This window comes from uncultured Chloroflexus sp., from assembly GCF_938091255.1.
In the GTDB taxonomy this organism is placed as follows: Bacteria; Chloroflexota; Chloroflexia; order Chloroflexales; family Chloroflexaceae; genus Chloroflexus.
Window position 1 is genome coordinate 1 of sequence record NZ_CALLJH010000016.1, and the last position, 20,059, is coordinate 20,059.

Annotated in this window: 23 protein-coding genes and 2 tRNA genes; 11 read left to right on the forward strand and 14 right to left on the reverse strand. The window is 55.8% G+C overall.

Features of this window, described 5'->3' with window-relative positions; translation table 11 throughout:
* From Q1A00_RS06880 to Q1A00_RS06890, 3 genes are all read right to left on the reverse strand, one after another.
* The coding region (locus tag Q1A00_RS06880; protein WP_299755884.1) for a DeoR/GlpR family DNA-binding transcription regulator at positions 1-415 on the reverse strand (415 nt) is incomplete at its 3' end.
* 730 nt (positions 416-1,145) lie between these two features.
* Positions 1,146-1,221, reverse strand: a tRNA-Ala gene (locus Q1A00_RS06885).
* Positions 1,222-1,271: 50 nt separating this feature from the next.
* Positions 1,272-1,348, reverse strand: a tRNA-Ile gene (locus Q1A00_RS06890).
* Positions 1,349-1,551: 203 nt separating this feature from the next.
* Between Q1A00_RS06890 and Q1A00_RS06895 the strand changes: the two genes are divergently transcribed.
* The 5 genes from Q1A00_RS06895 (at position 1,552) to Q1A00_RS06915 (ending at position 5,634) form a co-directional block, all read left to right on the forward strand.
* Positions 1,552-2,367 carry a heme ABC transporter ATP-binding protein gene (locus tag Q1A00_RS06895; protein ID WP_298406855.1) on the forward strand — a complete coding sequence of 272 codons (816 nt, stop codon included), beginning with the start codon at positions 1,552-1,554 and terminating at the stop codon, positions 2,365-2,367.
* Positions 2,348-3,412, forward strand: coding sequence for an ABC transporter substrate-binding protein (locus Q1A00_RS06900; protein ID WP_298406852.1), 1,065 nt, complete (start codon positions 2,348-2,350; stop codon positions 3,410-3,412). The genes Q1A00_RS06895 and Q1A00_RS06900 overlap by 20 nt, the downstream gene beginning before the upstream one ends.
* Positions 3,409-4,482, forward strand: coding sequence for an iron ABC transporter permease (locus Q1A00_RS06905; protein WP_298482087.1), 1,074 nt, complete (start codon positions 3,409-3,411; stop codon positions 4,480-4,482). The genes Q1A00_RS06900 and Q1A00_RS06905 overlap by 4 nt, the downstream gene beginning before the upstream one ends.
* A 12-nt stretch (positions 4,483-4,494) precedes the next feature.
* The gene (locus tag Q1A00_RS06910; RefSeq protein WP_298406846.1) at positions 4,495-4,857 is read left to right on the forward strand and encodes an antibiotic biosynthesis monooxygenase; all 363 of its coding nucleotides are present in this window, start codon (positions 4,495-4,497) and stop codon (positions 4,855-4,857) included.
* Positions 4,858-4,956: 99 nt separating this feature from the next.
* Positions 4,957-5,634 (forward strand): metal-dependent transcriptional regulator, encoded by a 678-nt coding sequence (locus Q1A00_RS06915; protein ID WP_298406843.1) that lies wholly within the window; start codon positions 4,957-4,959, stop codon positions 5,632-5,634.
* Here Q1A00_RS06915 and Q1A00_RS06920 read toward each other — a convergent pair.
* From Q1A00_RS06920 to Q1A00_RS06960, 9 genes are all read right to left on the reverse strand, one after another.
* The gene (locus tag Q1A00_RS06920) at positions 5,614-6,753 is read right to left on the reverse strand and encodes an ATP-binding protein (RefSeq protein ID WP_298406841.1); all 1,140 of its coding nucleotides are present in this window, start codon (positions 6,751-6,753) and stop codon (positions 5,614-5,616) included. The genes Q1A00_RS06915 and Q1A00_RS06920 overlap by 21 nt on opposite strands.
* Complete coding sequence (locus Q1A00_RS06925) at positions 6,750-7,442, reverse strand: response regulator transcription factor (protein ID WP_299755891.1); 693 nt, start codon at positions 7,440-7,442, stop codon at positions 6,750-6,752. The genes Q1A00_RS06920 and Q1A00_RS06925 overlap by 4 nt, the downstream gene beginning before the upstream one ends.
* Positions 7,443-7,740: 298 nt before the next feature.
* Positions 7,741-8,271: a DUF305 domain-containing protein gene (locus tag Q1A00_RS06930; protein WP_299755894.1), complete on the reverse strand. Its 531-nt coding sequence runs from the start codon at positions 8,269-8,271 to the stop codon at positions 7,741-7,743.
* 90 nt (positions 8,272-8,361) lie between these two features.
* Positions 8,362-8,952: a protoglobin domain-containing protein gene (locus tag Q1A00_RS06935; RefSeq protein ID WP_298406833.1), complete on the reverse strand. Its 591-nt coding sequence runs from the start codon at positions 8,950-8,952 to the stop codon at positions 8,362-8,364.
* Positions 8,924-9,244, reverse strand: a complete 321-nt coding sequence (locus tag Q1A00_RS06940) for a hypothetical protein (protein WP_298406831.1) — start codon at positions 9,242-9,244, stop codon at positions 8,924-8,926. Before Q1A00_RS06940 ends, Q1A00_RS06935 begins: the two co-directional genes overlap by 29 nt.
* Positions 9,245-9,295: 51 nt before the next feature.
* The gene (locus tag Q1A00_RS06945) at positions 9,296-9,922 is read right to left on the reverse strand and encodes a MarR family winged helix-turn-helix transcriptional regulator (RefSeq protein ID WP_298406828.1); all 627 of its coding nucleotides are present in this window, start codon (positions 9,920-9,922) and stop codon (positions 9,296-9,298) included.
* A 332-nt stretch (positions 9,923-10,254) separates the two neighbouring features.
* On the reverse strand, positions 10,255-11,730 hold the full coding sequence (locus Q1A00_RS06950) for a HAMP domain-containing sensor histidine kinase (RefSeq protein WP_298406825.1): 1,476 nt from the start codon (positions 11,728-11,730) through the stop codon (positions 10,255-10,257).
* The gene (locus Q1A00_RS06955; RefSeq protein ID WP_298406822.1) at positions 11,657-12,394 is read right to left on the reverse strand and encodes a response regulator transcription factor; all 738 of its coding nucleotides are present in this window, start codon (positions 12,392-12,394) and stop codon (positions 11,657-11,659) included. The genes Q1A00_RS06950 and Q1A00_RS06955 overlap by 74 nt, the downstream gene beginning before the upstream one ends.
* A gap of 108 nt (positions 12,395-12,502) precedes the next feature.
* Complete coding sequence (locus tag Q1A00_RS06960) at positions 12,503-13,102, reverse strand: hypothetical protein (protein WP_298406820.1); 600 nt, start codon at positions 13,100-13,102, stop codon at positions 12,503-12,505.
* Between the two features lie 276 nt (positions 13,103-13,378).
* Between Q1A00_RS06960 and Q1A00_RS06965 the strand changes: the two genes are divergently transcribed.
* Positions 13,379-14,248 carry a prenyltransferase gene (locus Q1A00_RS06965; protein ID WP_298406817.1) on the forward strand — a complete coding sequence of 290 codons (870 nt, stop codon included), beginning with the start codon at positions 13,379-13,381 and terminating at the stop codon, positions 14,246-14,248.
* 100 nt (positions 14,249-14,348) lie between these two features.
* Positions 14,349-14,525, forward strand: coding sequence for a hypothetical protein (locus Q1A00_RS06970; RefSeq protein ID WP_298406814.1), 177 nt, complete (start codon positions 14,349-14,351; stop codon positions 14,523-14,525).
* A gap of 197 nt (positions 14,526-14,722) precedes the next feature.
* Here the strand turns inward: Q1A00_RS06970 and Q1A00_RS06975 are convergent, their stop codons facing one another.
* Both Q1A00_RS06975 and Q1A00_RS06980 read right to left on the reverse strand, forming a co-directional pair.
* On the reverse strand, positions 14,723-15,688 hold the full coding sequence (locus Q1A00_RS06975) for a hypothetical protein (protein ID WP_299755900.1): 966 nt from the start codon (positions 15,686-15,688) through the stop codon (positions 14,723-14,725).
* A gap of 16 nt (positions 15,689-15,704) precedes the next feature.
* Entirely contained in the window at positions 15,705-17,576 is a 1,872-nt protein-coding gene (locus tag Q1A00_RS06980) for an ABC transporter ATP-binding protein (RefSeq protein WP_299755903.1), read from the reverse strand.
* Between the two features lie 192 nt (positions 17,577-17,768).
* Here Q1A00_RS06980 and Q1A00_RS06985 point away from each other — a divergent pair, with 192 nt between their 5' ends.
* The 4 genes from Q1A00_RS06985 to Q1A00_RS07000 form a co-directional block, all read left to right on the forward strand.
* Positions 17,769-18,365 carry a DUF4126 domain-containing protein gene (locus Q1A00_RS06985; RefSeq protein ID WP_298406806.1) on the forward strand — a complete coding sequence of 199 codons (597 nt, stop codon included), beginning with the start codon at positions 17,769-17,771 and terminating at the stop codon, positions 18,363-18,365.
* A gap of 79 nt (positions 18,366-18,444) precedes the next feature.
* Positions 18,445-18,777: a hypothetical protein gene (locus Q1A00_RS06990; protein ID WP_298406803.1), complete on the forward strand. Its 333-nt coding sequence runs from the start codon at positions 18,445-18,447 to the stop codon at positions 18,775-18,777.
* A 258-nt stretch (positions 18,778-19,035) separates the two neighbouring features.
* Complete coding sequence (locus Q1A00_RS06995; protein ID WP_298406801.1) at positions 19,036-19,446, forward strand: DUF2237 domain-containing protein; 411 nt, start codon at positions 19,036-19,038, stop codon at positions 19,444-19,446.
* Between the two features lie 18 nt (positions 19,447-19,464).
* Positions 19,465-20,059 (forward strand): bifunctional 2-polyprenyl-6-hydroxyphenol methylase/3-demethylubiquinol 3-O-methyltransferase UbiG (locus Q1A00_RS07000; RefSeq protein WP_298406799.1); only part of this gene is annotated, 595 nt, incomplete at its 3' end.

The window sequence follows — 20,059 nt, forward strand, 5'->3', positions numbered from 1 at the left end:
CCAGCGCCAGCGCGAGATGCATCCCGTTGGTAATAATGGTGAGATTGCGCCGATCAGCAATCTGGCGGGCAATGGCATAAGACGTCGTGCTAGCATCGAGCATTACCGCGTCGCCGTCAACGATCAGTTCGGCTGCCGCGCGCGCGATCCGCTCCTTTTCCGCCGATTGCACTTTCAGGCGCGACGCGAAACTGCCTTCCGGCCACAACGGACGATCGAGCACTGCCCCACCCCACACCCGTCGTAGCAAGCCTTCACGTTCGAGCAGAGCAAAATCGCTGCGGATCGTCACTTCGGAAACACCCAACTGTTCGGCGCACCACTTCACTGTCACTTGGCCGTGGCGTTGCAACAGCGCCATAATCTGGTCACGCCGCACTTCTGGCGGGAATGCATCGTTGTGATGTTCTGCCATGCGCCTTGCCCTCTTCTGATCGACATATCGCGAAGTGGTGGGTCAAACAGGGTTTGCCCTGTCACGATCACGATGATAAACGAAAAGAGCAATTGCCTGCTTGAGTATCCATACTGTCCGGGAATTGTTTCCATAGTCTAGAGTAATTTTCAAAATTTGTCAAGTATTTTCGAGATCTTACGAATTGCAATTGAACGGCGTAGCACCGCTACGCCGTCATAAGCGCCAAACCATCGTCACAGCGACAGAGCGACGCGCTGTCTGCCCAGTCTTTATTCGTTATGCGCCAAGGATTGCAAAGCCAGCAGCGCCGGCTGCTGCCTGTCATTGTGAGGGTGCGACACACCGGATGCTCTCCTTGGCGCGACACGTCCGCCGCTATCCCCGATGAGAGAGAACGCTATCTACTCACCGCCCTGCCTGCAACCTCCTCCCAGTAACCTACGCCTCCCGCGTTCACAGGAGGTTGCTTGCGGGGCTGCACCTCCGCGCAATGACACGTTGGTTGGTCGTGGCACGCCAGCGTCGAACCCATCTCTTTACCATTGCAAGAACGTATAGCTCCCGTAGCAAGCTCCCGCTGATGTGCCAATCAATGGCGGGGTAGGCGTCAACCCGCTCACTTCTTGCGCTGCCGCCCGGCTGAGACATACCATCACTTCGCCCAAAAACACAAGCGGGCCGCAGCTTTGCTACGGCCCGCCCGCACAGCAGGAGGGGAGGAGGTGATTGGTGGAGCGAAGGGGATTCGAACCCCTGACCTTCTGCGTGCAAAGCAGATGCTCTACCAACTGAGCTATCGCCCCAAAACAAGAGAGAATAGAGAATGGTCGCTCATTCTCTATTCTCTCGGTGTTGGTGGGCGTAGGTGGACTCGAACCACCGACCTCGATCTTATCAGGATCGCGCTCTAACCGGCTGAGCTATACGCCCTCGCAACGCGAAGAAGTATAGCACAGGCGAGAAGGTATGTCAAGTTTGGCGAAGCGAATGGAGTAAACGCCCTGCCCCGCTCTCCGCTAGGGAGCGGGCCGGGATGCGGGGTGGTAGTTTTCAAAGTTTAAGGTTGACAAAATGATTGAATTAGTATATTCTAACCACGTCGCTTAGTACACTTCAGGAGAGATACAACTCCTATGGAACTGCTGGTCGCTCATGAGATTGGTTATCGCACCGACGGTCGATGGTTGGTGCAGTCGGTTTCCCTCTCGCTCTCTGCTGGCGAGGTAGTGATACTCGTTGGACCTAACGGCGCTGGCAAGAGCACGCTCCTAAGCTTGCTAGCCGGCGACTTATCGCCGACCACTGGTGAGATTTGGCTTGAACGCCATAACCTCAATCGGATGTCGGCATTGGCACAGGCCCAACGACGCGCTGTATTACGCCAGCAAATTATCGTAACCTTTCCCTTTACCGCATTAGAAGTAGCGCTTATGGGCCGTGCACCACACCTACGCGGGCAAGCGGAAAGTAAACGTGATCTTGCGATTGTAGAGGAGGCATTGGCACAAACTGAAACCACATCATTCGCTACCCGGCCCCTGCCAACACTTTCCGGAGGTGAACAGGCTCGGGTGCAGATGGCGCGAGTCTTGGCTCAGACGACACCTATCCTGTTGCTCGATGAACCGACAGCGGCACTTGATCTGCGTCATCAGCATCGCATCTTGCAACTAGCTCGTCGCGCAGCCGATCAGGGTGGTGCCGCCTTGATCGTCCTGCACGATGTCAATCTGGCAGCACTCTACGCTGACCGGATTGGGGTAATGCATCAAGGCCGTCTGCACGCGATTGGATCGCCGTGGGACGTGTTACGAGCTGATTTGCTAAGCGACGTGTACGGTGTACCAATCACAGTACAACCACACCCACGTGCGGCTACGCCACTTGTGCTTAGTTTACCGGAAGATCACACAAGGAGTGCATCGACCCATGTTGCCAAAGTTCGCTAAACTGCTCGTTTTTCTGACCTCGCTAGCGTTGCTCGCCGCCTGCGGCACGAATTCCACTGCAACGGGCCCGACAGCGGCTCCAGCACCAACAAACGTTCCAGAACCGGCTGCTACAACGGCTCCCACGGCAGTTCCAGCGCCAACAAACGTTCCAGAACCGGCTGCCGCATCAACCACTGTAACACCCATCCTACCCGCAACCGTAACTGATTATCAGGGTGAGACAGTAGTCATCGAGTCGATTGATCGGATTGTGAGTCTATCCGGTGATATAACAGAAATCATTTTCACACTCGGTATGGGCGATTCTGTAGTTGGCGTCGATATAAGCGCCACATATCCCGCCGAGAAGACGAAGGCCTTGCCAAGTGTTGGCTATCAGCGCCGGCTCAATGCGGAAGGTATTCTGTCACTGGATCCGACTCTGGTTATTGGTAATGAATTTGCCGGGCCGCCAGAAGCGTTAGCCCAAGTACGCGCAGCCGGTGTACCGATTGCACTCACTGCTAGTCCGCCTACACTCGAATCACCCGCCCAAAAGATCATTTTTGTTGCCCGTGCCCTTGGCATTCCACAACGGGGCTACGAATTGGCCGGTCAGGTTGAGGCTGAGATTGCACGAGCACGCGCCGAAGCTAGTACTCTACCGCGCCAACCACGTGTCCTCTTCCTCTATTTGCGCGGCACCGATGTACAACAGGTAGCCGGTGCGAACACTGCTATTGATGCGATGATTACCGCCGCTGGGGGTATCAACGCTGCCACCGAGGTTGGCATCGTCAACTATGCACCGCTCAGTGCAGAAGTTGTGATTGCTGCTCAGCCTGACATTATCTTGGTTCTCACTAAAGGCCTTGAGTCGGTGGGTGGAATCGATGGTCTCTTAAGTATTCCGGGTCTTGCCGATACCCCCGCCGGTCAGCAGCGGCGTGTGGTCGATTTTGATGATCTCTACCTGAACGGCATGGGTCCGCGCACTGGGCAAGCATTGGCCGATTTAGTTACCGCTTTCCGCAATGCTGTTGTGCAGACGGAGGGATCATGATAGAGACGCATAGCCGGGTCAGCACAACTGTCATCGCTCCAAAATTCGTCGGACGAAGCTGGCTGATCATAACCCTAGCAGTAGTTCTGTTCGGTGCGCTCTTGCTCGGTGTCGGCATTGGAGCCGTCGCCATTCCTCCAGAAGTAGCGTTAGCTATTATCTTAAGCAAGGTCGGCATCAACTTGGATGTAACGTTCACCCCACAACAAATGGCTGTGCTTTGGCATATTCGCTTGCCACGGGTTGTGTTAGGTGGATTGGCTGGTGCAGCATTGGCAGTGAGTGGCGCACTTTTACAGGGGATTTTTCGAAATCCACTCGCCGATCCCGGCCTCATTGGTATTAGCAGCGGGGCGGCGCTCGGTGCGGTCTTTACCATTGTGAGCGGGGTGGCAGTAATCGGCATCTATACCTTGCCAATAGCCGCCTTCCTTGCTGGTACGGCAACCACCTTACTCGTCTATCAGTTATCGCGCCGCCACGGACGAACTGATGTCGCAATGTTGTTGCTGGTGGGATTGGCCTTGAATGCATTAGCTGGCGCAACTACTGGTTTGCTAACGTATCTTGCCGACGATGCCCAGCTACGTTCAATCGTCTTCTGGACACTGGGCGGGTTAGGTGGCGCGTTGTGGGAAACAGTACTAGCCGCAGCACCGCTGATCTTGTTCGTATTGGCTCTTGCCCCACGCTTGGGTTTCTACCTCAATTTGTTTGCCTTGGGAGAGACTGAGGCCCGTCATCTAGGAGTCAATATCGAATGGATCAAACGCGCCGCCGTCTTGATGGCTGCACTAGCGACCGGCGCCACGGTCGCTCTTGTCGGCCCGATTGGGTTCATTGGGCTGATTGTACCGCATATGGTTCGGCTCGCTATTGGTCCTGACCATCGCTGGTTGATTCCGGCCTGTGCGCTCGGCGGGGCGATGCTATTAGTATTGGCCGATTTGCTAGCGCGTACCTTGGCTGCTCCCGCCGAAATTCCGGTCGGACTATTCACTGCCTTTGCCGGTGGTCCCTTCTTTCTAGTTCTGATACTACGCACGCGGCGACAGTACGGATTAAGTTGATAAGGAGGAGTTATGATTACGACCGCTAATCGCATTTATGTCCATCCTGATTACGCTGACCTGTTCGAGGAGACCTTCCGCAATCGCGCTCGCCTCGTTGATCGAATGCCCGGTTTTATCAGTAACCAACTACTTCGCCCGGTCAATCCCGGCGATCCGTACATAGTGTTAACCGTATGGGAGAGTCGTGCCCATTTCGAGGCTTGGGTGCGATCTGATGAGTTCCGGCAGGGACACGCTCGTTCAGGTACGTTGCCCAAAGAGGCGTTTACCGCACCCAATAAGCTTGAACTGCACGAGATCATCATGGATACTACCCGGCCTGATGTACCGGTTGAGCCACGTGGCAAGCCATTTAACGTCCATCACGGATAAGCACGAGTGAATTCAAAGGATCGCTCCATCAAGAGAAGAGGAGTATACCGATAGGATAAGGGCGCACAACGGTGCGCCCTTACGCGAGAAGTTGATGATATGGTGACGCAATATACATCATTTTTGCCACCAAACGTTGCCTTGCAATGCACACCAACTGAACTAGCTTGTCTATTGACGTTAGCCGACTTGGCTGAAGATCAAGCTGTTCTTCGGGCTGATCAGGTGGCCTCCGCACACGAGTTGCAAGGATTGCAACGTCTGTATAAGCGCAATCTAGTCACTATAACCGGTGATGGAACATTATCATTAACGACCAATGGTTGCTTGCTGGCTCACCATCTGCAAATCCGACATCGCCTGCTTGAACGGTTTCTCTGCGATGCACTTGGTGTACCGTGGATATTCGTGCATCGTGAAGCAATGTGTTTAGCCTCAAGTGCCTCACCACATTTTTTTGAGAGGGTGGTCGAATTGACACGGCACGCAACAGTGTGCCCGCATGGCAACCCGATCCCCGGACGCAGCGCACCACTCGTCAACGAACAACGGCTAGCTACCGCGCCGTTTGGTCAGCGCTGTCGACTCGTTCGTATTGCCGAATGGGTCAGCCACGCACCGCACCGCCTCCAACGCCTCTGGAGTCACGAAGTGTTGCCGGGATGCACACTGATCCGCGTGCCCGATCCGCTGCACCGATACGTCGTTCGACTCAATCAACGATCGCTCGTTCTAGGGCAACGAATGGCTGAAGCATTATTTGTAGTGGTGGAATAGTGGTACGGTAAAGAAGAATGCTGCGCCCTGCCCCAACCCGGCGCTTTCGCCCCAAATCTGCCCACCGTGCAGCTCGACCAACGCTTTGCAGATGGTCAGGCCAATACCAGCACCACCGGTTGCACGCATCCGCGCCTTATCCACGCGGTAGAAGCGCTCGAAGAGATGGGGCAGATGCTCGGCAGCAATACCGATGCCGGTATCGCGCACACACCATTGCACAGCATCACCGACCCGCACTGCCTGTACTGTCACCTCACCACCGACCGGTGTGTAGTGCAAAGCGTTGCCGAGCAGGTTGATCAATACTTGCAGCACTCGGTCAGGATCGGCGCTCACCAATGGTAAATCGGCTGCGACCTGCGTGCGTAGCGTCACCCCTTTTTCAGCAAATTGCGCTTCCAAACGAGCCACCGCTGCTGCACTCAACGCTGCCGGTGTAACCGCAGTGAGGTTCAACGCCACCTGCCCCGACTCTACCCGCGATAGCTCTTGCAGATCGCCGACTAATCGGCGCAGCCGATTGACCTCATCAAGCACCAACACCCACGTCCCTTCATCAGATTCGACGACGCCATCGAGCATCCCTTCAACGTAACCGGCAATCGTAGCCAGCGGTGTGCGCAACTCGTGGGCCACATCGCCGATCAAGGCTACTCGGCGCTGCTCTGCGTTTTCAAGGGTGGCGGCCATCGTATTGAATTGCGCTGCTAGCTGGGCCAACTCGTAATCGCCTTGTATTGGCACGCGCTCGCGGTAGTGGCCGGCGGCAATCCGCCGCGCTGCGATGACGAGCCGTTCGAGCGGTTGGGCGACTCGCCGTGAAGCCGCGAAGCTCACCACCACCGCCACTACCATCGCTGCGCCACTGCTGATTGTCAACGCCTGCACCATCGCCTGCGTGAAGATGGCGTTCGTCGCCCGTTCCATCTCGATCATACTGTCATCAGCCGTGGCAGCCCAATGCGGACCCAGCCACGCAACCATCAGACGGTCATGCAGTCCCGGTGCCAAAAGCAGCATCACGCCAAGCAGTGTGATCGCGCCAGCGGCAATCGTCAGTAGATGAGCAATGAACAATCGCCGCCGCAAACCGCCCCGCGCTACCCCTCCTTTCATCGCCGCTCTCCAAACCGATAACCAACACTGCGCACCGTAAAAATAAAGCGGGGCTCGGCCGGATCATCACCCAACTTCTTGCGCAAATTGGCGATATGTACTTCCACCACGTGATCATCACCAAAGAAGTCGCCGCCCCACACCCGGTCGAGGAGTTGAGCGCGCGAAAAGACCCGCCCGGGCGCTGCGGCTAAGACGCGCAATAGCGAGTATTCGAGATGGGTCAATGAGATGAGGTTGCCATCAAGCCAGACCATACGCGCGACTGGATCAATCACGAGCGAGCCATACCTGATCGACTGCTCATCGTCACAACTGAGATGGCGGGGACGGCGAAGCAAGGCCCGCACTCGTGCAACCAATTCGCGCGGCGAAAAAGGCTTCACGAGATAATCGTCAGCGCCAGCCTCTAGCCCGACTACCCGATCAATCTCTTCCGCCTTCGCAGTTAGCATCAAGATGTAGGAATGTGAAAACGAGCGCACCTGCCGGCACACCTCTAACCCATCAAGCTCTGGCAGCATGAGATCGAGAATGATCAGGTCGGGTTGCAGATGACGAGCTTGCGCCAAGGCGCTCTGGCCATCAGCCGCCTGCGCCACCTGAAAACCGGCTTGCACCAGATAGCGCTGCACCAGTTCACGCAGGCGCGTTTCATCTTCAACGATCAGGATTGTAGGAACAGACATAACGGCATTGCTGGTAATGAACGGTTGCTATCGTTGAGTGCATGGTAACGAACGAGAGACCACTGGGAAAACAGTGTTTGGTCGCCAAAAATGGCGACCGCTTCGGTTCGTGGATGCAGAGGATATACCAAGCTCCCCCCGCTATATGAGCGTCTCGACACAGGGCAAGGGACAAACACAGCAGGACTGTACGACAATCCGCAAGACACCACCTACAACTCACACGTGTCTCGGCAATGGGCTTGGCCGACGCGACGCCTGCACCCTTATATGCAAGTCAACGGCGCGACAGATGCACTTATTGTCCTAACCACGCCCGCATCTGGGCAATTTCGGCCTCTTGGGCAGTGATAATAGTTTGGGCTAATTTCTTAATCTCAGCATGTTCAGCTTTGAGCAAAGCATCGCGCGCCATCGCAATTGCCCCCTCGTGATGCGGAATCATCGCCTCGAGGAAGCGTTGATCAAACGGTGCATTGCCATCCGGTACCGCCATCGGTCCCATCTCCATCATCATCCCACCAGTCGGCGGCAGATCGGGATACCACGTCTGACGCCATTGCTGCATCTGCCTAATCTCAGCTTCTTGAGTGGCAATGATTGCCTCGGCCAGTTGGCGAAGCCGCTCATCTTGACTTGCTTGCAACGCCTGCCGCGCCATCGTGATCGCACCCTCGTGATGCTCGATCATGCTATCAATGAACAGCGCATCATACGGTGCATTACCCCCATGGGTCATCGAATGATCCATCCCAACCATCGGGGGAGGTGTGGCAGATTGACTACACGCCACCAGCGCCAAAAACAACACCAAAAGCAACCGCTGCATACGAGACACCTCCGTTGATCATTATCAACATAACGATGCTAGTATGCAGCGCAACGCTCAAGATTTGCTCAAGCACAGATCAATACCAGCTTAGAAATCACCCGGCAACACATAGGGCGCGCTCCACAACGCCACTTGCATCACTACCGACTTAAACCATGCCTGATACATTCCTTCGACCTCTTCAGCAGAATGGCCCTTCTTAGCCAAAAAAGGCTTGATCGTTGCGGTAATTGGGTAGATAAAGGCAACCATATAGCGAAAATGGACGTGGGATACGGCCACGATATGATCCGTCTGGTTCTTCTTGCTGCGGTGATGGCGTAAACCAATCTCATGGGCATAATCAAGCCACGCCTGATCGTAGGGCCGCCGACACGTATCAAGTATCCACTGACCGAAGCGACGACGCACAGCAGCTACATAGTCGCGACTCAGATTACCTTGACCATCGGTAAAATAGTACACAAGATGAGGATGCGAACCGACAAATCCGTACCATACATCGAGCACATCGTCGATCTGATCGGCTAACACGTCACCGGCCATACGTAGGTAACGCTCATCGTCAGGGCCAAACAGCACCGCCTGCTTTAGCAGCTCAAAGTCGGCTAGGCTCAATGGCGAAGGCGTTACCTGTGCTGTACCATAGTCATAACCGGGAAGCACTGGCGTAGTCATCGTTTCCTCCTTTCTTGTCATCTGCTGACAGCAAACCGGCAACGATATGCAAAGTCCGATCAAGTTCTGCGGTTGAAGGTTCAGTCACAATCACTTTAAACTTCTCTACAGTAAACACTCGTGTCGGCGTGCTGCGAAAGCCATGGTTGATGAAGATGATAAAGTGCTCGGCAATAGGATCATCGTCGACGGGACACTCGACAAACGTGATATGACGCTCGCGCAACACTACACGTGTTTGCTCGGTATCTTCGCAATCGGCGGCACTGTAGAGCATCAGCGTAAACGACATCGCGCCCCCTTCCTTTCTAGCCGCCGATCCGGTGCTTTCCTATGGGTAATATCACTCGTTCACCGGTTCGGCGGGCACAAAATCAGGGCATTCGAAGGTAGTATCGCCATCAGCCAACGGTGCATCGACGAACGCGCAATGGTGAGGTGTTGCCGGACGATCAGGATGAGCATTGGGCCGGAAGAACTGGCATCCCCAACACATTTCGTACACCTGCACTGCACCAGCATCCTGCAACGATCGCACTAGCACTTGCAACATCTGATCGAAGTGAGCCTGCTCATTGAGAGTCAACTCACCAATTGCCGCCTGCAAGCTATCAAGCGCCCCTTCGAGATGAGCTATCTGTATCATGCCCTGTTCGGTCAACTGCAACCCCACCACGCGCCAATCCGGACCGACCACTCGTCGCGTCACCAAACCCCGCCGCTCAAGACCATCGGCTACCGTGCTCGCAGTAGCGTAGGTCACACCGAGGCGCTGTGCCAAGCCACCCACAGTACGCACTCCCGGCCGGGCGTATTTCAAGAACAATAGGGTATCAATTTGGGTTGGCGTCAGACGGACCGACTTTCCCCGGCGGCGAAGCAATATCTCGATGGCCTGCGCGATCCGATACAACGCCACTACGCTGCGCTCGGCGGGAGTACGCCGGTAACGCGGGTCGAAAGGCGACATGTTGTTTCGCACTCCTACATATCTTTTAGATTTAGGAAATAGATCGAATATATATTTAGATGTTCTAAATATATTGTACAACCTCTGTCAAGAGGGTGACCGCATTTTGCAGGCACTCGTGTGCTACAGCATACGTTCAGAGTTATCGAGGAGTATATCTTGGAATAACGAGTGCTAATCTATTCCAACTCTTTACATTCTGCCGTCGTTACGATGGCAAAGAGACGCTCGGCGCATGCCAACAATCGGCGCGGGGTATCAACTAAGGTCGGATCCGGTACCCTTGCCCATTGCCACAACCGCCGCGAATCCATCAGACTACATCAATTCACTCAGAGCGGCACACTGATTGTCACCCGCGTCCCTTGACCTAGTCGACTCGCAATCGTCACCTCACCCCCATGCGCTTGGGCAACACCCTGCACCAGCGTCAGCCCCAAACCGGTACCGCCGGTACGACGCGAGCGTGATCGATCACCGCGATAGAATGGTGTAAAAACATGAGGAAGGTCGGTGTCAGCAATTCCCTCGCCATTATCAGCCACCCAACAATGTAACGTTTGCTGTGCTACTGACCAGCCTAACCGAATAACGCTATTCGGTGCCGTGTGTTGGATAGCATTATCCACCAGATGAAACAGTGCCTGCTTCAAGCTATCGGGGTCGAGTCGTACTTGCACTGCTGGTCCTTCCTCGAGGATTAACGTCCGCGGGCCGGCTAACAACCGAGCTTGGACTACAAACTCGTTCATCATATCAGCAATTGCAACTGGACGTACATACAACGCCCGACTCGACTCGTAGCGCGCTTTGTCAAGCAGTTGCTCACTCACCTGACAGAGTCGCACCACATCGCGATGCATACTCTGAATCAAACGAAACGCCGTCTGCGGATCATCCTGCGCTCCGCGTAACAACACTTCTAGTCCGCTGCGCAATGCAGTAAGCGGCGTGCGCATTTCGTGGGCAGCGTCGGCAATAAAGCGGCGCTGGGCCTGAAAGTTCTGTTCCAGTCGCTCGACCATCTCGTTAAATGCCTGCGTTAACTGACCAAGTTCGTCGTGGGGGGGAAGAACGGGCACTTTTTGGTGCAGATTACCTTGGGCAATGGTACGGCACGCCCCAATCAGATCGCTGAGCGGATGCAGGGTCGAACTCGTGAGCCAGAAGCCGATCACACTGCCAACCAGCAATACAATGACCACACTCGCGCCAATGATAAGGCTTTGCCGTTGCAATGTCGCCTCAATCGACGTCAATGGTGTGCTCATCTGCACCACACCAAACACTACAGACGCACCCGGTGCCGATCGCAGCGGGATCAGGAGGCTCAGCATACGCTGTTCGCCATCGTGCTGAATAACCGAGACATCATTTTGCCCGGCCAAGGCCTTTGCTAAATACGCAGCCGCCACCGGTGTCGCAAGTGGCTCTTCAGGCAGCCGACGGCCATCGGCCAAGAGCGTGCCTGTCCGATCGAACACGAGTGCAGTAGTATCACGTGATGTCAGATCACGGCTCAGTTGGCTGGCGATCTGGGCTAACTGTTGAGAGGGATCGGATCGGTAAAAAAGATACTGCTCGATAACCGGCTTCGCTTGTGCCCGAATACGTAACTCGGTGCTGCTGAGCAAAAATTGCCGCATATCGAGGTAGAAGGCTACGCCTAGCAAGCAAAGCAGCAAGGCGAGCAAGCCGCTGTAGAGCAATGCCAAGCGCTGGCGCAATGAACGTCTATGCCACCATTGTCGCATCTGGCCGCAAGCAGTACCCAACACCGTAGATGGTTCGGATGAGTTTACGCTCATGATCACCTATCTTCTCGCGTAAATTACTCATATGAACTTCAACAATATTCGAGTCACCGGCGTAGGTAAAGCCCCATACCCGGCTTAGCAAGGTCTCGCGCGTAAATACACGCCGTGGGTAACGCATAAATAGCTCAAGAAGCGCAAATTCGGTTGGAGTCAATTCAAGTGGCCGCCCATGGAAGGTAACGTCGCGCGTCTCTATGTTGAGCACAAGGCCGGCAACCCGCAACACGGTAGGTTGCTGAGATAATCCGGCCCGCCGTAAAACGGCATGTACCCGCGCCAACAGTTCGTCAAAGCTAAATGGCTTGACGATATAGTCATCTGCTCCTTGCTGCAATCCTTGCACCCGTTCTTGTACTTCACCTCGCGCTGTGAGCATAATGATCGGTAAGGTACTCGACAGGGTCCGTAGACGACGGCAAATAACCATTCCATCAATATCAGGCAGCATCAAATCAAGGATAACTAGATCGGCTCCCTGCTCCTTGACGATATGCCACCCACTATTGCCATCACACGCTACGGAAACTTGCATTCCTTCGTCGGTCAAGCCAACTCGCAGCGATTCGGCGATCGTTGGCTCGTCTTCGATAACGACAATGTGCAATTCACGACTTTCACCAGCTTGGCGTCGTGCTCCATCATCAGTTACCTTCATCACGCTGCTCCTTATACGATAGAAGCCATTCTACGCCTATAACAGGAATCAGGATGCACCGATCGCAGTGCATCCAAATCTACGGTAAAACCGCTAACAAGCTACGTGCTATGGAATGACGATGACAACACCGGTATCGAGATTCGTGATCGTATCGGGTTTAATGTGGACATCACCATACTTACCGGTCTTGCGCACACCGACAACCCGTACCGAAGCCCCTATCGGCAGCGCGTTCGCAATTGTGTTAGCTAAGTGAGGCGGTGTCCGCACCTCATCGCCTGTACTGAGGATAAGGCCATCGATCCGTCCGCTGCGGCTGTACATGTAGGCAGTAATCTGAGCCTCAATGTCAACAACCGCTTCAATGACCACCTGCACATTTGTGTTCACGTTCGTGATTACCTGCGCTTTGATATGCACATCGCCACGCCGACCAGTGTGTTGACGACCATCGACTCGCACTACCGTCCCTACTGAAATGGACTGCATCACGATCGCTCCCCAATGTTTAGGAAAGCGCACCTCTGCGCCATTGTCGAGGTAAAAACCATCGACCTCCCCTCGTGGCGCATATTTCCATGCTGTCACTGTACCGGTGACGGTCACCGGCGTATCAACACGGCCCGGCTGGGCACGGGCTGCACTAGGCGACCACATTAGTGCGCTCAGGATAGCAACACCGATAATGATGAGAGTACTACGCATATGTTTTCCTTTCTAAGCTTACGTCATTGCTAGCTTCACAAGCAGTATAGTTGACAAGTCTTAACGAAACCCTAAAACAATCTGAAGAAGTTCTGAAGATAATGCACGTGTAACCCTCAACGTGTCAGGCAATAGGTTTAGCGCGCATTCAGTTGCAGCGATGGATACGAGCAGGCGTCACAATCTGCCTACAACCAGCCAGTATCCCACATAGAGAAGCCGTTTATGTCTGTACCGGCGATCTCTGTTTTCAACCATCTTTACGGTCTCTGGCTAATGAGCCGACCTCTCATTCTACCCAGTGGCGTGTTGGCATACGCGGTTGGGGTAGCGATAGCACTGGCTGACGGGCCAATCGATTGGGGACGTCAGGCAATAGGGTTAACCCTCACGATGCTGGCGAATCTAGCGGCGCACTACTCTGACGAATACGCCGACGCCGACACTGATGCGTTAGCGCATCACACTGGTGTGTCGGGTGGGAGTGGGGCGATTGCTGCCGGGTACGCCGACCAGTCCCTCGCGTTGCGAGCAGCTTTGGTGGTCAGCGGGATCACCCTGCTCGGTGGTGCGTGGGCCACGATTAGCGGTGCGATACCATTTGCGGCAGGGATCATCTTGCTCATCGGCTTGCTTGGCGGCTGGGTATATTCGATGCCGCCGATCGCACTCGAACGGCGCGGTTGGGGTGAACTTACCAATGCGTTGCTCGGTGGCTTGCTGATGCCACTCATGGCTTACGCCTGCGCCCACGACACACCACCACTCCGTGTTTATATCCAACTTATGCCCATTGTTGCCGCTGCGCTCGTCTGCATTCTTGGCGTCCATTGGGCTGATCGCCACGCCGATGCGCAGGTCGGCAAATATACGCTTGCTGTTTTGTACGGGGCAAACGTGCGTTGGTGGTGGTGGCTTAGCCTTGCACTGGCTTACGGGTTACCAGTCTTGCTCGCCGGATGGATCGTACCGATTGAAGTGCTGATTGCCTGTCTTACAACCTTACCGGTTGGGCTTTATACTGCTGCACGCCTGACGCGTACTAATTCGCCTGCACCCGGCGCAACGACGATGGTCGCCTTGATGCTGGCTCATATTGTTGGCTATGCACTAGTTGCATTCGCGGGCCACCCTATTATCAAGTAAATGGTTTACAAATTGATTTTATTGCGGTATACTATGTCTCGCTAGGTTAGTATATACTTCATTTCTTAATGAGCATTATCTTACCTGAGGAGACAGTAGTATGGAAGTAGCCAGTTTGATCGCGCTCGCGCAGGGTATTGGCGTACTCATCATTGCCGGGCTGGTGTGGCCATTGTTCACATATGCCCGCCATACCCGTCAACGACGGCTGAAACGGGTAGCGCCGCCTGCTTGTTCGCGTCAAACGGCTTCTTTTCACGCCCATCGTGAAGGATGACAGTGCTGACCCATTCCCGGCTACACGGTTCGTTGCAAGAAGGGAATCGCAAAGCGACGTCGGACGCGCAATGGACGTCGTCCTTACTCACAGGGTGCAGTGACGGCCACTATGAAAGTGACCGTCACTGCTAGGTCAATCGTCACTGGCAATGGAATAGCCGACAGTGGTGAGGGGTTGGTAGTTGCCGATCCCTATCACCTCACCGGCGCATACACCTGCTGCATCGCCGGTGCCGTCATCGTCCACTGCCGGTAGCCGACTGTCCACAGCACCACATTCAGACTAGTCAATAACCCGCCGACGATAACTGCAAAGATCAGGTTCAACAGCCCGATAATGACCAACCACGCGCTAAAACTCGTCAACAGATTGGCGTCCGTTGCAAACAGCACCATTCCCGTAATTGCGCCCACCGGTATACTGTAGACAAGACCAATGCCAAAGGTCACCAACCAGACCACAATCGCCTGACCTAGATTGCGCCGCAAGACCTGCCAGCCGCGCTTGATGCTGGCCACCGGCCCTTGCCCTTCTAGCACGCACGCCCGCGCCGCTAGCGGGCGGAAGACAGCGAGGAATAGCCCCCACAAGCCAATTGGAAGCAACAGACAAAGGACAACGCCTAGCATTAGCATCATTGCAAGTTCCAACATCGAGGCACTTGGCCCGCCAGTAGCAACTTCCACTGCGCTCGACACCAGCCCGGCGAACGCGGCAAAGACACCAATTCCCACCACGAGACTAGGGATTGCCAAGAGCAAATCCATCAATGCCAACGGTACCATCCGGCTAATGCCGGCAACAAAACTACCGTTCAGATCGAATTGCCCGCGTTGCGCGAGCGCATCAGTCTGCACAATTGCTGCACCTTCGACAATACTACCGACGAAGAGCAGCACAACCCATACCACCACCAGAATCACCCCCAACGACACCAACCACCCGGTAACCGTTTCTGGCGTCACATTATCTGGTACAAAGGCCAATACCGTCTGGATGACAGAATCCTCCAACCGCTCGCTAGGCTGCGTTACGCCGGTATTGATTGTCACGCCATACCCACCCCGCCCCACCACCGCCAGTAGCATTCCAAGCGCCCACAGCACTTTGTATCGCCACCAAACCGCAAATCCCCGCTTGAGCAGCGCGCCGATCTCCATGATGACCTCTCCTGTTTCAACGATAGCCTTCGGCCTGCATATTAAACAGACGGGCATACAACCCACTGCGGGTAAGCAACTCCTGATGCGTTCCCATTTCGGTAATCCGGCCCTGTTCTAGCACAACAATTCGGTCAGCCATGCGAACGGTCGAAAAACGATGGCTGATCAGCACCGCAATCCTCCCCGCGGTCAGATCACGAAAGCGCTGAAAGATTTCGTATTCACGCTCCGCATCAAGCGCCGCCGTCGGCTCGTCAAGCACCAGCACTTCGCTCTCGCGCATAAACGCGCGTCCAAGCGCAATCTTCTGCCATTGCCCGCCCGACAGCTCAGCCCCGTTCTCAAACCAACGCCCCAGCATCGTATCGTAGCCGTGCGGCAGGTGCGCCAACACCTCATCGGCCCCGCCTCGCACCGCCGCCGAGCGAATGCGCGGTTCGTTCGCCAGTTCGTCAATCTGGCCAAACCCGATATTCTCCCGCGCTGTGGTCTGATAGCGCACAAAATCTTGAAAGATGACGCCAATGCGCTGTCGTAGTTCACTGATATTGTAATCACGCAGATCGATGCCATCGAGCAGGATTTGGCCCTCGGTCGGATCGTACAGTCGGGTCAATAACTTGATCAAGGTCGTCTTACCAGCCCCATTCGAGCCAACCAGCGCGATCTTCTCTCCCGGCGCGATATGCAGATTGATGTGGCGCAACGCCCACTCGTCGCGATCGGGGTAGCGAAAACTGACGTTGCGGAACTCGATCCCGTGCCGGATGGTACGTGGCACAGGCAGGTTACGGCCATCGTTCATACGCGGCTCAATCGCCAGAAAATCGAATAGATTGGTTAAGAACAAGCCGCCCTCGTAAAGCTGAGCCAGATTACCGAACAAGGTCTGCACCAACGACTGACTCTGGCGAAAGAGTGTCAGGTAAAACGTCATGCCGCCGATCGTGATCACGCCGGCCACCGTCTGCCAAATAATCCAGCCGTAAGCAGCGTAGTACCCGACGCTCGCCACAATCCCCCATAGCGTGCTGATCAGCGAACGCCGCCGGGCTAACGTCTCATCTTCGTAGAAGAAGCGATGAAACTGCTCTTGATGACGCTGAATCAGCGGCTCGCCCAGCGCAAACAGCTTTACCTCTTTCGCCGCCGTATCTACCGTCAGCAGATGCTCAAGGTATTGCATACGGCGAAACTCCGGCGCCCGCCACGTTAACAGTCGGAACCGCAGCCGGCTAAAGTGGGTTTGGGCCAAAAACGCCGGGATGGTTGCGCCAAACAGCAGTAGCGCAATCAGCGGACTCAACCAAAGCAGGCTAGCTGCAAACGAAAGCAAGGTCAACCCTTGCTGAATGGCGCTAAACACCGTGTTGACCATCGCCATTGCCCGCCAATTCGTTTCCCGCCGGGCGTTTTGCAATTTGTCGTAGTATTGCGCATCCTCAAAGTAGTGCAGGTCGAGCAGCAGAGCCTTGCGCATGATCATCAAATTGACCAGATTGCTCAGGCGGGCATGCAAGATATGCTCGCTGAGCGACCGGCCCTGCGCTAATACCGCCCCCAGTGTAATCAACCCAAACTCGCTCAGTAGCCACGGCAACGTCTGTTGCAAGCCAACCAGCGCCTCCACCCCGCCCTGCACCGCCGCCACCACCGTATCAACAATCAGCTTGCCGATGTATGCCTGCGCCAGCGGCAACCCCGCTGCCAACAACGTAATCACCGCCATCAGCAACGTATGCCTGCGGTCAGCCTGCCACACCAGCCGGAACGCCGCCGGCACATTGCGCACTGCCCGCCGCGTCTCAACCACCCACTGCCGCAGCGTCTGCGGGTGCGGCGGTGACGGGATCGGACGCGGACGACCGCGCGGAGGTTCTGTCATACCCTATCCTCACTGTGTACTACCGAAACGTGGTAGTATGATACGCGATCCGACGCGCAACTTTTTGCACAGGTTGCACGTCTGATAGGAAAAAGGAGCAGATTGCCGCCGGGGTAACGCATCCTATCCTCCTCGGCGCAAGAGTATCGAACGCGGTTGTTCTGCAATCCATCCGCTGCCGGAGTATTGCTTATGGAGACAATCATCGCTCTCGCTAGCTCACTCGGTCTTGCAACTGCCACCGGCCTGAATGCGTATCTCCCGTTGCTGACCGTTAGCGTTCTATCACGGCTAGGGCTGATCCAACTCAGCGAACCGTTCGATCTGCTCGCTCATCCGATTACGATGATTGTACTGGCCGCGCTGGCCATCATCGACTTCATCGGCGACAAGGTGCCGGCGGTTGACAGCGTACTGCACATTATCGGACTGGTGATCAGCCCCATCGCTGGCGCAATTGTCGCCCTCGCCGCCGCTCACGATGTCGTCGCCATCCACCCGGCAGTCGTCGCCATCGCGGCAATCATTGCCGCCGCCGGCACGCAAAGTGCGCGCGCGAGTATCCGTCCTGCCGTGACCGCCGCCACTGGCGGTACTGCCAATTCCTTCCTCAGCTTTTTTGAAGATGCACTCTCGTTCGTGCTCAGCCTGCTCGCCATCTTCCTGCCTATCCTTGGGCTGATTATCGCACTCGTGCTCGCATTCGTCGCTTATCGCTTCGTGCGCGGCGCAGTACGGGTGTGGCGTGAAGCGACCATGCGACGCAATGGCGTCTCACGGGTGCAATGAGCTGCACAGAATGACATTTGCCCAAAAACGACTATAATAGAAATATGTAACGACTCTGCGTCTTTGCGTTATCAAACCTATGCCAACGCCGCAACCGCTCACCGATCTGCGCAAGCGCGTCCCCGAAGCCAAACGGCTCATTGCCGATCTGCTCAATCACCTGCTTGGTCCGGTCGAGCTTGACTACGACTTCTACCGCGAATGGAACGGCTGCTGGAAAGTACGTGTCACTATACGGGGGACGACTGCTGGCACACTCGATTTTACCCTGCTCAGCACGCCAACGGGTGGCATGCTGGCGATGCCGCGCCCCCTACCTGAACGCTGGCGCACCCAAACCGGCATTACCGCCAACGACGGGACTGTGTGGACGTTGGACGATGCCGGGAACTTGATCCCGTTTGCGCGATAATCCGGCCTCAATACCCCTCCGATAAGCATGTCGGTGCATCCTTCGTCTGCGCAATGGACACCGTTGTGATACCATGTTTAGGCGATAGCTAAGCAAAGCAACGATACCTGATGTACGAGGATCGATACCGGCTATCTGAGAGCACGAGAGGAGTGATCGTGGCGCTTCAGACCATCTTGCCACACGCCTCCATTTCTCCGTGTGAGCCTGTTTCAGACAGGAACGGCAACCCGACACATCATCAGCCAGAGGAGACAGATGCAACCCAACGGACACCAACCACCGATAGCGCGTAACGTCCTTGGCGGCGTACTAATGCCGTGCAGTATGCAGCCCCTCACCGGCTTTTACCGCAACGGCTGCTGCGACACCGGCCCGCACGACGTTGGTCTTCATGTTGTCTGCGCCCAAGTCACCGCCGAATTCCTCGCGTTCAGCCGATCACACGGTAACGACCTCATCACCCCACGTCTCGAATACAACTTCCCCGGCCTCAAACCGGGTGATCGCTGGTGCCTCTGCGCCCTTCGCTGGCTCGAAGCCTACGAAGCCGGCGTTGCCCCGCCGGTTATCCTCGCCGCCACCCACGAAGCGGCGCTCACCGTCATTCCTCGCGAAGCACTGCTGCGCTACGCACTCGATGTCGCTGACACCGGTGAAACAACGTAACAGCAACGATCAAAAGCAATGCCCGACCCGCAAACCATCCGCACCTACGACGAACTGGCCCGCCAACAGGCCGCATTTCAGCGCAATCAGCATCCAGACGCGATCTACCGCCTGATCGAGGCCTTTTTCCATCATGGCCGCCCCACTGCTGACATCGGCAGCGGCAGTGGGCGCGATGTCGCGTGGCTCGAACAGCACGGCTACCCGACGATTGGCTTTGAACCATCAGTGGGGATGATCAACGAAGCCCGTGCCGCCTACGCCGGCATCAACGTCCAACCCGCCGCCCTCCCCGACCTCGCCGGCGTCAAAGATGCCAGCTTCGACAACGTGCTCTGCGTCGCCGTACTCATGCACCTCCCCGCCGCCGACCTGATCGGGGCAGCGGTTAACCTCGCCCGCATCCTCCGCCCCAGCGGACGCCTCATCGTCTCGTACCGCACCCCGCCTCCCGAAGGCGAACGAGCTGCCGATGGCCGGCTCTACACCGCCATCCCATCGGCTCGCCTCACCTTGCTGCTCGAGTCGGTCGGTATCCGGGTGTTGTTGGTAGCAGAGATACCCGATCAGACCCGACCGGGCATTCGGTGGGTGAATGTGGTGGGGGAGAGGA